Origin of the sequence: Streptomyces sp. NPDC019531 (assembly GCF_044903305.1) — a bacterium.
Taxonomy (GTDB): domain Bacteria; phylum Actinomycetota; class Actinomycetes; order Streptomycetales; family Streptomycetaceae; genus Streptomyces.
Genome location: NZ_JBJDQL010000035.1, coordinates 1 through 12,948 on the forward strand (window position 1 = coordinate 1; position 12,948 = coordinate 12,948).

At 70.4% G+C, this 12,948-nt stretch carries 9 protein-coding genes and 1 pseudogene; 6 read left to right on the top strand and 4 right to left on the bottom strand.

The features are described 5' to 3' along the window. Positions 1-469 precede the first annotated feature (469 nt). Positions 470-1,174: a PE-PGRS family protein gene (locus tag ACI2L1_RS32070; protein WP_404742914.1), complete on the top strand. Its 705-nt coding sequence runs from the start codon at positions 470-472 to the stop codon at positions 1,172-1,174. Between the two features lie 532 nt (positions 1,175-1,706). Here the strand turns inward: ACI2L1_RS32070 and ACI2L1_RS32075 are convergent. Next, positions 1,707-1,913, bottom strand: a complete 207-nt coding sequence (locus tag ACI2L1_RS32075; protein WP_404742915.1) for a hypothetical protein — start codon at positions 1,911-1,913, stop codon at positions 1,707-1,709. Between the two features lie 32 nt (positions 1,914-1,945). After that, positions 1,946-2,071, bottom strand: a pseudogene (locus ACI2L1_RS32080) (radical SAM protein); the annotation flags it as partial. A 134-nt stretch (positions 2,072-2,205) separates the two neighbouring features. Between ACI2L1_RS32080 and ACI2L1_RS32085 the strand changes: the two are divergent. The 5 genes from ACI2L1_RS32085 (at position 2,206) to ACI2L1_RS32105 (ending at position 9,706) form a co-directional block, all read left to right on the top strand. Further along, complete coding sequence (locus ACI2L1_RS32085) at positions 2,206-2,649, top strand: SRPBCC family protein (protein ID WP_266509966.1); 444 nt, start codon at positions 2,206-2,208, stop codon at positions 2,647-2,649. A 148-nt stretch (positions 2,650-2,797) separates the two neighbouring features. Continuing rightward, positions 2,798-5,158 (top strand): MFS transporter, encoded by a 2,361-nt coding sequence (locus ACI2L1_RS32090; RefSeq protein ID WP_404742916.1) that lies wholly within the window; start codon positions 2,798-2,800, stop codon positions 5,156-5,158. A 132-nt stretch (positions 5,159-5,290) separates the two neighbouring features. Next, the gene (locus ACI2L1_RS32095; RefSeq protein WP_404742917.1) at positions 5,291-7,759 is read left to right on the top strand and encodes a SpoIIE family protein phosphatase; all 2,469 of its coding nucleotides are present in this window, start codon (positions 5,291-5,293) and stop codon (positions 7,757-7,759) included. A gap of 140 nt (positions 7,760-7,899) precedes the next feature. Further along, on the top strand, positions 7,900-8,625 hold the full coding sequence (locus ACI2L1_RS32100) for a class I SAM-dependent methyltransferase (protein WP_404742918.1): 726 nt from the start codon (positions 7,900-7,902) through the stop codon (positions 8,623-8,625). Positions 8,626-8,749: 124 nt separating this feature from the next. Further along, entirely contained in the window at positions 8,750-9,706 is a 957-nt protein-coding gene (locus ACI2L1_RS32105; RefSeq protein WP_404742919.1) for an SMP-30/gluconolactonase/LRE family protein, read from the top strand. Positions 9,707-9,755: 49 nt separating this feature from the next. Here ACI2L1_RS32105 and ACI2L1_RS32110 read toward each other — a convergent pair whose 3' ends face one another. Further along, positions 9,756-12,335, bottom strand: coding sequence for an immunoglobulin I-set domain protein (locus tag ACI2L1_RS32110; RefSeq protein ID WP_404742920.1), 2,580 nt, complete (start codon positions 12,333-12,335; stop codon positions 9,756-9,758). A gap of 80 nt (positions 12,336-12,415) precedes the next feature. Continuing rightward, positions 12,416-12,934, bottom strand: coding sequence for a hypothetical protein (locus ACI2L1_RS32115; protein ID WP_404742921.1), 519 nt, complete (start codon positions 12,932-12,934; stop codon positions 12,416-12,418). Positions 12,935-12,948: the final 14 nt, after the last annotated feature.

Sequence of the window (12,948 nt, forward strand, 5' to 3'; positions counted from 1 at the left end):
TCGGTCAGGTCGAAGTCCTTGGCGATCTGGCCGACCGAGCGGTCACCACGCCGGCACAGCTCGACGATCTCGGCCTTGAACTCCGGCGTGAACGAGCGGCGAGGGCGTGGCTTCTTCTTCCCCATGCTCTCCATGATGGACATCCTTCCGGGGCAGGGCCCCTGATCTCGGATGTCCGTCAAAGCGGATCAAGCTCAACCGCACACCTGTGAGACGGATGGTTAAACAGCCCTTCGTGTGGGTTCCCTTGCAGGCGAGGGGGACCGCCTTCGAGGGACTCGCCCGGCTTCCATGGCTGCAGGAGGAAATCGGGGCGCAGCTTCACCCAGTCCTGCCACTGGACGCCCTTGCCCACCAACCCCCAGCTCTGCCGGCAGAGCGATGTCCGCAGCCGCGCTGCACCGCCCGAGGCTCTGGGCGAGAGCCGCCCCAACGCCCACCGGCGGGAAGCAGAGCCAGACTGTCCGCTATGGACACTTCCTCAGGCCACCAGGACCGTGAAGAAGCAGAGCGGCTGAGCACCGCCGTGGGGGTCCTCGCCGACTTCCTGAGCCGCCAGCCGCTCACCCAGGCCCTGGCCTCGCTGGAGCACCGATTGGAGGGCGCCGACGGGATGAGTGTCATGCGGATCGCGGAGGACGGCCACGTCGTGCCGGAGCTGCTTGTCTCAGCGCTCACGGTCCGCGAGAGCCTGGGCCGGATAAACGACTTGATCCACGCCTGCGGCATCCTCCTCGTCCTGCCTCATATCCTTGGGGAAGGAGAGCGCATCACGGTCCGCCCCTCCCTGGGCGCCGGCAACGACCCGAGCCGCCCGTACGACCTGGAGACAGATCAGCGCATCGCGGAGTTCAAGCTCGCTCGTTGGCGCGGCGCGGACGCCATGCGCAAGCGCCAGACCTTCAAGGACCTCGTGATGCTCGCCGCCGACACGTCCGGCCGCCGGGCAGAACTGTTCGTGATCGGCCCCGAGCCCAGCCGCTTCCTGACCACCAGCACCTCAACCGCGGATTGGGCCCTCGGCCGCAGCCCAGGGGCACTGCGGACCTTCACCACCGCCTTCGGCACACCGAGCATGTCCGTCGCCCAGTTCACCGCGACCCATGCCTCCCACGTTCAGATCACCGATCTTCGGGATCTTCTCCCCGCGTCCGTCGCAGCCTTCCTGCAGTGAGCTGCGCTCGGCATGAGGCGCAATCCTTGCGAAGAGCCCCACACTCACGCCCCCAAGCCGCGGCGGCGCGTTCCGCCACCAGCGCGGCGCCAGTGAGCAGGTGGCGAGACGCCCGAGAACGTCAGCACGGTTGTCGTGCGAACCTCCCCCCCCGCCGGGTGATCGAGGCAGTGGTGGCGAACCGGCCTACCCTCTGTTCAGCGCCGGGCACTGGGCGTACTTGTGAGAGGCCGTCAAGGGTCTTGGTGGAGGCCTATGCGTGTCCCGGCTGGTGCATTGACGGGGCTCGTTGGTGTCTTGTCTGCGGGCTTGGGCGGTCAGCGTCGTTGTCGCGTCCTGCCGGTGGCGACAAGAGTCTCCTCAGGGACACCACCGGAACCCGGGGATGCCCATGACGAGACACCGACGTATCAATCGGGTAGGAGGGCCGGGTCGCCCGGCCCTCCTACCCGATTGCCACTCCGTCAGAGGAGCAGCTCAGACGCAACTTCCGAGAAGCATCCCTGAAGTGCGACGGCTGCTGGTGCCTCGGTTACAGGCGCTTCGCTGTGCGGGCGCGCAGCAGCAGCCACTGACTCGCGTCGGCGTCGCCTGAGCGCGCGGCCGGTGCGTGCAGCAGCACGGCGTAAGCCGTCCTTTCCGCCTTGTTCGGCGCTGCATACTGGCCTGGTGCTTCCGGGGTCGGGAAGGAGCTCGTCATGCCCTTCCAGGCCTTGTCCGCGTTCGGAGTGCTGAGCATCGGCCCTCCTAGGCCTAAATGGGGTTACGAGTGCAGTACGCGCACGCGTGTGTGCAGCCGGGCGTGTCGAAGGTACGGCTGACCACCGCGTCGGCGCCGAACAGGGCGGCGTCGGCCCGTCCGTGCTCGGCGGACTCGGTGAGGTTCTCCCAGCGCATGAGGCCTCCTCGGTAGCACTGCCCTTCGAGTGAAACACTTGTTCGATTTCTTGTGCAACCCCGATTTGGGTGCCCGTGGGCGGGGGTGGTTGGCTTGCCCCGACCCCGAGAACTTGAAGTCCTGGAGGAAGTCGATGGCGCAGGTCGAGGCCACTACGGAGCGGATCGTCGCGGCGGACGCGGAGAAGGTGTTCGACGCCGTCGCCGACTACAGCGGCACCCGCGGCAAGGTGCTGCCCGAGCAGTTCAGCGAGTACGAGGTGCGCGAGGGCGGCGACGGCGAGGGCACCCTCGTCCACTGGAAGCTCCAGGCCACCAGCAAGCGCGTGCGCGACTGTCTCCTGGAGGTCACCGAGCCCACCGACGGCGAGCTCGTCGAGAAGGACCGCAACTCCTCCATGGTCACCACCTGGCGGGTCACCCCGGCCGGCGAGGGCAAGTCCCGCGTCGTCGTGACCACCACCTGGGACGGCGCCGGCGGTATCGGCGGCTTCTTCGAGAAGACCTTCGCCCCCAAGGGCCTCGGCCGGATCTACGACGCCCTCCTCGGCAGGCTCGCCACCGAGGTCGAGAAGTAAGTCCCCGGCGCTCGGCGGATGTTGATCTCGGTCACCGGATCGAGTGGATCTCCGTACGACCCCCTGGTACGCCGTGACTCGTCACGCTTGCTCGTAGTTGTCGCCTCATGCGGGAAATGCGTGGCAGGCGTGACGAGGGGAGCGGTACGTGGGCGTGACGACTCTTGCGCACGAGGAACGGGTCGAAGCGCCCCCGGAGAATCCCGCACAGGCTGTCGAACTCGGCCCGCGCCGGGTGCGGTTGGTCTTCCTCGGGCTCATGCTCGCGCTGCTTCTCGCCGCGCTGGAGCAGATGATCGTCGCCACCGCCCTCCCGAAGATCGTCGGCGATCTGCACGGCCTGGACCGGATGTCCTGGGCGATCACCGCCTACCTGCTCACCGCCACGATCGGCCTGCCGGTCTACGGGAAGCTCGGCGACCTGCTCGGTCGCAAGGGCGTCTTCCAGTTCGCGATCGTCGTCTTCGTCATCGGCTCCGCGCTCGCCGGACGGGCCGCGACCATGGACCAGTTGATCGCCTTTCGCGCGGTCCAGGGCGTCGGCGCGGGCGGCCTCATGACCGGCGTGCAGGCGATCATCGCCGACATCGTGCCGCCCCGGCAGCGCGGCCGCTTCATGGGCCTGATCGGCGCCGCCTTCGGACTCGCCTCCGTCGCCGGCCCGCTGCTCGGCGGCTACTTCACGGACCACCTCTCCTGGCGATGGTGCTTCTACGTCAACGTGCCCTTCGGACTCGTCACCCTCGCCGTCGTCACCGCCGTACTGAAACTTCCCAAGCCGCGGGTCAAGCCCCGCTTCGACGTCCTCGGCGCACTCCTCATCGCCACGGCCTCCACCTGCCTGGTGCTGCTGACCAGTTGGGGCGGCACCGAATACGCCTGGGACTCCCGGGTCGTCCTGGGTCTCGGCGTCGGAGCGGCCGCCTCCGTCGTGCTCTTCCTCGTGGCCGAGCACTTCGCCGCCGAACCCCTCATCCCGCTACGGCTGTTCAGGGACTCCGTCTTCAACGTCACCGGCCTGGTGGGGCTGGTGATCGGCGTCGCGCTCTTCGGGGCGGCGAGCTATCTGCCGACCTTCCTGCAGATGGTCGACGGCGCGAGCGCCACCGAGTCGGGGCTGCTGATGCTGCCCATGATGGCCGGCATCGTCGGCGCCTCCGTCCTCGCCGGACAGCTCATCAGCCACACCGGGCGCTACCGGATCTGGCCCGTCCTCGGCAGCGCCCTCTCCGTCCTCGGCATGTGGCTGCTGTCCCGCCTCGAAGCCGACACACCCCGGCTGCACTACAGCATCTGGATGGCCGTCCTCGGCGCCGGGATCGGCATGGTGATGCCGGTGCTGATCCTCGCCGTGCAGAACTCCGTCCGCCCGGCCGACCTCGGCACAGCCACCAGCGCCAACAACTACTTCCGGCAGATCGGCGGCAGCGTCGGAGCGGCGATCTTCGGCACACTCTTCGCCGACCGGCTCGCGGACACGCTCCGAGAGCGCCTGCCGTCGCACGCGGGCGCCGGGCTGCCCGACCCCGAGTCCATCACCCCGCAGCTCGTCCACGCCCTGCCTCCGGCGCTGCGCGACGCCTACGTCCGGGCCTATGCCGACGCCATGCCGAGGATCTTCCTCTACCTCGTGCCGGTGCTCGCCCTCGGTCTGCTCATCGCCTTCTTCCTCAAGGAGAAACCGCTGGTGTCCCACAACGCCCCCGAGACGGAGACCGCCCCGATCCCACAGGCCCGTACGCCGTACACCGCCGGAATCCCCGTGGGCGGCACGGTGCAGCACTCCGACGGGACCGTCGTGCCCCGGACCGCGCTCACCCTCATCGACGTGGCCGGAGCACAGATCGGGCGCAGCGCCAGCGGCGAGGACGGGCGTTACGCGCTGTCGACGCCAGGACCGGGGTCGTACGTCCTGATCGCCGCCGCGGGCGGGCACCAGCCGCAGGCGGTCTCCGTGACCGTCGGCGGGCGTCCGGTCGAACTCGACATCGTGCTCGGCGGCGCCGGACGGCTCGCGGGCAGCGTGCGGACCGCCGACGGCACTCCCGTGCGGGACGCCACCGTCACCCTCACCAATGTGCACGGCGAGGTCGTGGCCACCGCCCGCAGCGGACGCGAGGGCGCCTACGTCATCACCGAGCTGGTGGCGGGGGAGTACACCCTCGCCACCAGTGCGCCCGCGTTCCGGCCCACCGCGCTTCCCGTCACCGTCCAGGCCTCCCGGGAGACCCGCCAGGACGTCGAGCTCGCGAGCGGCGCGGTGCTGCGCGGCACCGTGCGGGCCGGTGGCGGACGTCCCGTCGAGGACGCGCGCGTGACGCTCCTGGACGTCGCAGGCAACGTCGTCGACACCCTCACCACCGGCCTGGACGGCACCTTCCGCTTCGTCGATCTCGCCTCCGGCGAGTACACCGTCATCGCCGCCGGCTACCCACCGGTCGCCACCGTGCTCCGGATGGCCGGAGGCGGCCGCACGGAACGGGATCTGCAGCTCGGGCACGAGGACTGACAGTGCGTCAGCGCCGGGCGCGCGCCGGGGCGAGCCGGTCCGGGCCAATTCCCGCATTGCCGCACACCGTGACCGGCCGGAGTCGTACGGTGGAGCAGGCGGCACAGATCTTGCGGAGAGAGGGCCTGGGCCATGGACCGTGGCACCGAGCGGGGCGCACCTCCCAGCCGCGGAGCTGGGAACGACGCGGCGGACGGACACGCCGCGGCCGGGCGTGTCCCGCTGGCCGTGGTCGTGGTGGACCGCGACGGCCTGGTGTCCCACTGGAGCCGGGGCGCGCGCCGTTTGTTCGGCGTCCCCAAGGAGCAGGCCATCGGCCGCCCGGCCGCCGACCTGCTGCCCGTCTCCGGAACCCTCCCCGACCCTGAGGACACCCCTCCGTACGACGTCTACGCCGCCTATGACGGCCTCGGACCCGACCTGGAGTCGTCCCTGGACGGCGGGCTGTCCTACCCGGCCGCCGGCCGCGCCCGTCTCACCGTGCCCGGAGCGGACCGCGTCGACGTCCTGTGGTGGGCCTACCCACTGGTGGGCCCGGGCCAGGAGCGCCTGCTGGTCCTCGCCGCCGACGCGGACGGGCTGCACCAGGACCTCGACCCGGACGACTCCGCCATGGCCGTCGAGCGGATCGCGCCCGCCTTCGCCCTGCACACCGACTTCCCGGGCGCCGACGAACTCGCGCGCAGGCTCCCCGAGATCCTGCCCAGCATGGGCGTCGGTGAGGGTGCCCGCATCGTCTCGCAGATCCTCGAACTGGGCTATCCCGTCCTGGAGTTCAGCCAGAACGACCGGGTGCCCGTCACCCCCGACTGGGGAGTGCCCCGGCGTGCCGAGCGCAAGGCGCGGCGCGAGCGGATGGCCAGGGCGGCCGCCGAGGGACTGCCCGTGCCGCAGGCCGACCTGGACGAGGGCGAGGACCTCGAATACGTCGCCGTACGCGAGCGCCTGGAGTTCCTCAACGAGGTCAGCGGAGCGATCGGTACCTCCCTCGACCTGTCCCGGACCATCGTCGAGGTCAGCAGGGCCGTCGTACCCCGCTTCACCGACGTCGCCGGCACCTATCTGCGCGAGCAGGTCGTCGCCGGCGAGGGATTCCCGGACGGTGTGCCGGACACCACCACCATGTGGCACCGGGTCGCCCTCGAACACACCGACGAACCCGGCCGCTGGGACGACGTCGTGCCGGTCGGCGAGGCCATGCCGTTCCCCGCGCACACGCCGTTCTTCCAGTGCATGACCACCGGCGAGCCCGTCCTGGTGCCGCGCATCAGCGAGCAGATGGGCCACGCCATCGCCTCGCAGTTCGAGAAGCGCGACATCCGGCCGCTGATCACCGGCCGCTCCATGCTGGTCGTCCCCCTCAAGGCCCGCAATGTGGTCCTCGGGTTCATGATCCTGCTACGGCACCCCGAGCGCGTCGAGTTCAATGACATGGACCGGGTCACCGGCGCCGAACTCGCCGCCCGCGCGGGCCTCGTGCTCGACAACGCGCGCATGTACACCTTCCAGGAGTCCGTCGCCGAGACCCTCCAGGACAGCATGCTGCCGCACATCCCGCCGCGCATGGCGGGCTGCGACATCGCCACCCGCTATCTGCCCGGCACGCTGCTCGGACGGGTCGGCGGCGACTGGTTCGACTCGGTCAAGCTGCCCGGTGCGCGGACGGCCCTGGTGGTCGGCGACGTCATGGGACACGGGCTCAACTCGGCCGCCATGATGGGCCAGTTGCGTACGGCCGTTCAGACCATGGCGGCACTCGACCTGCCGCCGGCCCAGTTGCTGCGCAACCTCGACGACCTCGCCCAGCGGCTCGGCGACACCTACCTCGCGACCTGTCTCTACGCCGTCTACGACCCGATCGCGAGCGAGCTCCACATCGCCAACGCGGGGCACATTCCGCCGGTGATCGTGCGGGCCCGGGACGGGCGCAGTGAGTTGCTCGACCTGCCCACCGGTGCCGTGATCGGCGTCGGCGGGGTGCCCTTCGAAGCCGTACGCGTACGTGTGGAGCCCGGTGACCGGCTCTTGATGTGCACCGACGGGCTCGTGGAGGTGCGGGGCGAGGACATCGGGGTGGGGCTCGCGACGCTCACCGAGTCGGCCGCGCATCCGGCCGCGTCCATGGACGACGCCTGCGACGCGATCATTCGTGCGCTCAACACGCGGGGTGGGCGCAAGGACGACGTCGCACTGCTGATGGCCCGGCTCAACGGCATCGAGCCGGACGACGTGGCCGAGTGGCGGGTTTCGCTCGATCCGGTCGAGGTGGGGCGGGCCCGGGCCGTGGTGCGGGAACAGCTTCATGAGTGGGGTCTGGCGAAGCTCGTCGACTCGGCCGAGCTCCTGGTCAGCGAGCTCGTCACCAATGCCGTACGGCACTCGCACCATCGGCCCGTCGAGCTGCGGCTGGTGCGGGGGGACACCTTGTTGTGCGAGGTGGACGACGACGACCATGAGCTGCCGTCGCTGCTGAGTGCCGGGCCCACGGATGAGCACGGGCGAGGGCTCAGGGTGGTCAGTACGCTTGCGCGTGAGTGGGGTGCGAGCCGTACCAAGGCGGGGAAGACCGTCTGGTTCGAACTGACCTTGCCGCGACGCTGACCTCGCGCTCTCGCGGGAGCGCGTTTCTCGAACTGGCAGTGAAGGAACGCGCCATGCGCTTGTCCGTGTGACCCCGGCGCGATACACCGTACTGGCCTGTCAACTTTGGCGGGTTGTGTTCGCATCCTGGGGAGTTGGGCATGAGCGTGACGAGTCGGTACCGGGAGTCCTGGGAGGGGTTCTGGCGGGACGCTCCGGGGCGGCAGGGGGCCGTCTTCTGGGATGCGGAACCGGTGTTGACCTCAGGGGTCCATCTCGCCCACTTCGAACCGCTGTTGATCGATCCCGGGCTGCCCCTCGTGGACCTGGGCTGCGGGAACGGCACCCAGACCCGGTTCCTCGCCGCCCACTTCACCCATGTCGTCGGAACCGACCTGTCCGGGGCGGCGCTTGAGCACGCCCGTGCCGCGGATCCCGACGGACAGGCCACGTACCGGTTGCTGGACGCCTCCGACAAGGGCGAGCACGAGACGCTGCACGCCGAACTCGGGGACGCCAACGTCTATATGCGGGGCGTGCTGCACCAGGCCGCGCCCGAGGACCGGCAGCAGATGGTCGACGGGATCGCCGCGCTCGTCGGGGAGCGCGGCCGCGGCTTCCTCGTGGAGCTCTCCGAGGCCGCCAAGCCGATCCTCGTGGGCCTCGCGCAGAGCCCTGAAGGGCCACCCGCCAAGCTCGCCCCCATCTTCCGGCACGGCATCGCGCCCGGTGAGGTCGCCGACGACGCGGTGCCCGTGTACCTCGGGGCGGCCGGGCTCACGATCGTGGCGAGCGGTGAACTGCCGCTCGTCACCACGGAGTACCGGGCCGACGGCACCCGGATCGAACTGCCGTCGAAGTGGTGGATGGTGGGCCGCGCGGTCTGACGGGCCCCGTTGGGTGTAGGGGTGGGGCTGGGGGAACTCCCGTGACGACCGGTTCGTTTGACACGAACAGAATTCGAAATTTCGGCCAAGTCAAGCTCAATGAGTCCTCATGGAGGCCCCAAGCATGACTCGACATCACCCCCAGCCGACCCGGCGTGCCGTGCTGGGCGGTGCAGCCGCTCTCGCCGCTCTCACGGTGACGGCCGGCGCCGGTACGGCACAGGCCGCCCCGTCCTCCTCCGGGGCCGCCTGGCCCACGGAGTTCCCCCTCCCCAACGGCTGGCTGCCCGAAGGCATCGCCATAGGCAGCAAGCCCTACGCCTACATGGGATCGCGTGCCAACGGCGCGATCTACCGCACCGACCTGCGCACCGGCGAGGGCAAGGTACTCTTCGCCGGTGCCACCGGTCTCGTCGCCGTCGGTCTGAAGACCGACCGTGACGGACTGCTGTACGTCGCAGGGAACACCGGCGCCGCGCGCGTGCACGACTCCCGCACCGGCGACGTCCTGGTCAGCCACCAACTGACCGAGGCCACCGGCCACTTCATCAACGACGTCACCCTGCTCGGCGACCGCGCCTGGTTCACCGACTCACGCGCCGCGGCGCTGTACGGCGTTCCCCGCGGCGGCAAGGAGGGCGCGATCCGCACCCTGCCGCTGACCGGCGACTGGGTACAGCTGCCGGACGTCAACAACGCCAACGGAGTCGTCGGCACCCCCGACGGCCGTGGGCTGATCGTCGTCAAGAGCACGCCGGGCGAGCTCTACCACGTCGACACCAGGACCGGGTACGCCAAGAAGATCACGCTCGTCGGCCAGGACACCGTCGTCAACGGCGACGGCCTCTGGCGCATCGGGCGCACGCTGTACGTCGTACAGAACCGCCTGAACCTGATCAGTGTCTGGGATCTCGACGCCAAGGTCACCACCGCGACCCTGCGCACCACGATCACCGACCCGCGCTTCGACGTCCCCACCACGGCCGCCCGCTTCGGTGACCGGCTCTACCTGGTCAACGCCCGCTTTACGACGACTCCGACGCCCGAGACGACGTACAACGCCGTCGCGGTGTCGATCTGACCCACGGTGGGGCGCCCTCCGACCCGGAGGGCGCCCCGTCCGTCGTCGGCTACCGCTCGGCGGCGGTCCGGCCGCGACGGTGAACCACCCAGCCCGCGGCCACCAGCGCGGTGGCGAGCGCGGCCACGGAGACCACCGTGACGCCGGTGGAGGCGAGGCTGCCGCCCGCGGTGGAGGTGCCGGAGCCGCCCGTGGTGGAGCCGGTGGTGCTGCCGTCGGACGTTCCGCCTGTGGTGCTCGACCCGCCGTCGGAGGAGCCGCCGCTGTCACCCGACTCGGGGTCCGTGTCCACCGGGTCCTGGCCCACGAAGCTCACCGGCACCTTCACGTCCTGCGAGCGGTCGCCGGACAGGGTGTGGTCGGCCCTGGTGGCGAGGACGCACTTGGCCTTGTAGCAGTCGGTGAAATCGTCCTTGGCGGCCACGGTGAGCTCGACCTCGAAGGAGCCGCCCTCGTCGTACGGGGTCGCCAACTCCTCGCCGTAGTCCGGCGGGTTGGAGGAGATCCACGCCGAGGAGTGGGACTCGCCGCTCATGTCGACGCCACCGATGCACGGGGTGGGCAGCTCGCCGTCCCCGTTGTCGACGCACAGGGCGACGTAGATGCCCTTGTCGACGTCGTACCCGGAGCCGGTGACCTTCAGCTGCTGGTCCGTGACGGACAGGTTGTTGACCGGGGTGACGGTGAGCTTCTGGCCCTCGGGGCCGGTGACGGTTTTCGTGCCCGAAGGCTCGGTGTCCTCCTCGCTGTCCCCGTCCCCGGTCCCGCCGTCGCCGGACGCCTCCCGCACGGTGAGCGTGACCGGTGAAGTGCGGGTCGTGCCGACGGAGTTGGTGAACTCGGCGCGGTACTCGTAGCCGTCCTGGCCGGCCTTGGCGGTGAAGGAGTGCGCGTTCGCGGTCGCGCCCTCGATCGTGGACCAGGTCTGGCCGCCGTCCGGGCTGACCTGCCAGCGCACGGCCGGTTCCGGCGTGCCCTCGGCCGCGGCGACGAACGTGACCTCGTCGCCGGGGGTCACGGTCTGGTCGGTGGGGGACTGGGTGACCTTGGGGGAGACACGGACGTCGAGCTCGACGACCTTGCTCTCCGCGTACTTGGTGACGTACACGGACGTGGCGCCGGGAGCGACGGCGATGCCCGCGTGGACGCCCGCCTCACTGCCCGCCATGGCGACCGGCTCGGCCGCCTGTCGGAAATTCGTGCTGTCCAGGATCTCCACGGACCCGTTGCCGTCCCCGCCGTCGGCGGGGTCCTCGCGCAGCACGAAGACCCGCCCGGTGACCTGGTCGAAGGCCGCCGCCATGGCCCGGTCGGTGCCCGTCAGGGTGGTCAGCTGCTTGCCGTCCTTGTCGAGGACGAGCACCGACGTGCTGTTGCCCAGCCAGACGTTGCCGGTGGCCGGGTCCGTCTCGACGAAGTAGTAGGAGTCGGCGGGGACTTCGGCCGCGGCGCTGACCTGGAAGGTCGAGGTGTCCACCCGGCGCAGCACGGTCTTGCCCTCCGCCGTGCCGATGGACCAGGTCACGCCCCGGGCGGCGTCCACACCGAGCCGGCTCGCCCCCTCCAGCGTGACCGTGTTCTTCACGGTGCCGGTGGCGAGGTCGACGCGGCGCAGTTCGGCACCGGCCGCGACCAGCACGGAGGAGGTGTCGGCGTCCTGCCCGACGTCGGTGAAGGAGGCACCGTTGTACCAGTGGCCCTGCGCGACCGTGTCGCCGTCCTTGGCCGTGCCGATCCCGCGCAGCGGGTACATGAAGGCCACACCGTCGCCCGGCAGCGGGCCGGCGATCCGGCGGACCACACGGGGGGCCATCGCGCCGTTCAGGCCGGGGGCCTGGGCGATGTGGCCGAGCACCTTGCCGTCCTCGGGGTCGACGACGTACAGGCCCTGTTCCAAGACGTCGGCGGTGTCGGGGATGTTGTCCGAACCGACGTACAGCTTCCCGGAGTCGGGGTGCAGCAGCAGGTCCAGGGGACGGCCCACGGTGGTGAGCTCGGCGGACCGGACGTAGCTGACCGTGCCGGCCGGCACGTCCACACCGTCGCCGTCTTCGTCACCCGGGTCCTGGCCCTCGAAGGTGATCGGGACACGGACGTCCTGGGAGCGGTCACCGGCGGCGTTGTGGTCGACGCGGGTGACGACCGAGCAGGCGACCTGAAGACAGTCGAGCCCGGTGTCCCGCGCCTTCACGTTCAGGTCGATGTCGAAGGTGCCGCCCTCGCCCCACCGTTCGGCGACCGTGCCGGCGCCTTCGTCCGAGGCGTCTCTCGGGATGATCCACACCGAGGAGCCGCTGCTGCCGCTCTGGTCGGCGCCGCCGAGGCACGGGGTGGGAACGCGGTTGTCGCCGTTGTCCTTGCAGACGGCGACGTAGATGCCCTTGGTGTCGTCGTAGCCCTCGCCCGTGACCCGCAGGGTCTCACCGTCCTGGGCGAGGTTCGCGGAGGAGGAGACCGTGAGCTTCTGGCCGTCCTTGCCGAGCGCCGTCCTCGGGGTGTCGGCGGCCTGCGCGGGTGAGCCGAACGTCACGGCCGTGGCTCCGGCGGCCACCAGGGCGACAGCGCCGAGGAGGGCCGCGGGGCGTCTGAGCCGGCGTACGGAACGCCGGTCGGATGTGTCGTCTGTCATCGAGGTTCCTCGGGAGAGGGGGAGTGCCGGAACGGGCCGGCCGGACGGCCGGCCCGAGGGCCAGGGGGAGCGACCGGCCCCTACTGGAAGGTGATCGGCACGTGGACGTCGTACTTGCGGTCGTTCGTGTCGAAGTGGTCGGCGCGCGTCACGACCGCGCACTCCACGTCCTGGCCGCAGACGCTGCCGTCGTCGAGGGTCGCCTGGACGTAGACGTTCACGTTGAAGGTGCCGCCCGTGCCGAACTTGGAGCTGTTGGCGAACAGGCCGCCGAAGGTGTTGTTGACCCAGTGCGAGGCACCGGTGGAGCCGCTCTCGTCCTGACCGCCCAGGCACGGGGTGGGCTTGGTGTCGCCGGGGTTGCCCTCGACCACGCACAGGCCGACGTAGATGCCCTGGCTCGCGTTGAAGCCGGAGCCGGTGACATTGATGACCTGGCCGGCCGCGGCGGCGGTGTCCGGGGCGGTCACCGACAGGTTGTACGTGGTGCTGCCGTCGACGATCGTGCGGGTCGAGGTGGCCGCGGAGGCCGAGGTCGCGAGGCCCAGGGTGAGGGCGGCGGAGGCGGCGACGGCGAGGACGGTGCGAACGGGTCTCATGGTGAGCGTTTCAC

Excerpts from the sequence above, each read along its gene's own strand:
- ACI2L1_RS32070 (WP_404742914.1), top strand. The coding sequence starts at position 470 with ATGGACACTTCCTCAGGCCACCAGGACCGTGAAGAAGCAGAGCGGCTG.
- ACI2L1_RS32075 (WP_404742915.1), bottom strand. The coding sequence starts at position 1,913 with ATGCTCAGCACTCCGAACGCGGACAAGGCCTGGAAGGGCATGACGAGC.
- ACI2L1_RS32085 (WP_266509966.1), top strand. The coding sequence starts at position 2,206 with ATGGCGCAGGTCGAGGCCACTACGGAGCGGATCGTCGCGGCGGACGCG.
- ACI2L1_RS32095 (WP_404742917.1), top strand. The coding sequence starts at position 5,291 with ATGGACCGTGGCACCGAGCGGGGCGCACCTCCCAGCCGCGGAGCTGGG.
- ACI2L1_RS32100 (WP_404742918.1), top strand. The coding sequence starts at position 7,900 with ATGAGCGTGACGAGTCGGTACCGGGAGTCCTGGGAGGGGTTCTGGCGG.
- ACI2L1_RS32105 (WP_404742919.1), top strand. The coding sequence starts at position 8,750 with ATGACTCGACATCACCCCCAGCCGACCCGGCGTGCCGTGCTGGGCGGT.
- ACI2L1_RS32110 (WP_404742920.1), bottom strand. The coding sequence starts at position 12,335 with ATGACAGACGACACATCCGACCGGCGTTCCGTACGCCGGCTCAGACGC.
- ACI2L1_RS32115 (WP_404742921.1), bottom strand. The coding sequence starts at position 12,934 with ATGAGACCCGTTCGCACCGTCCTCGCCGTCGCCGCCTCCGCCGCCCTC.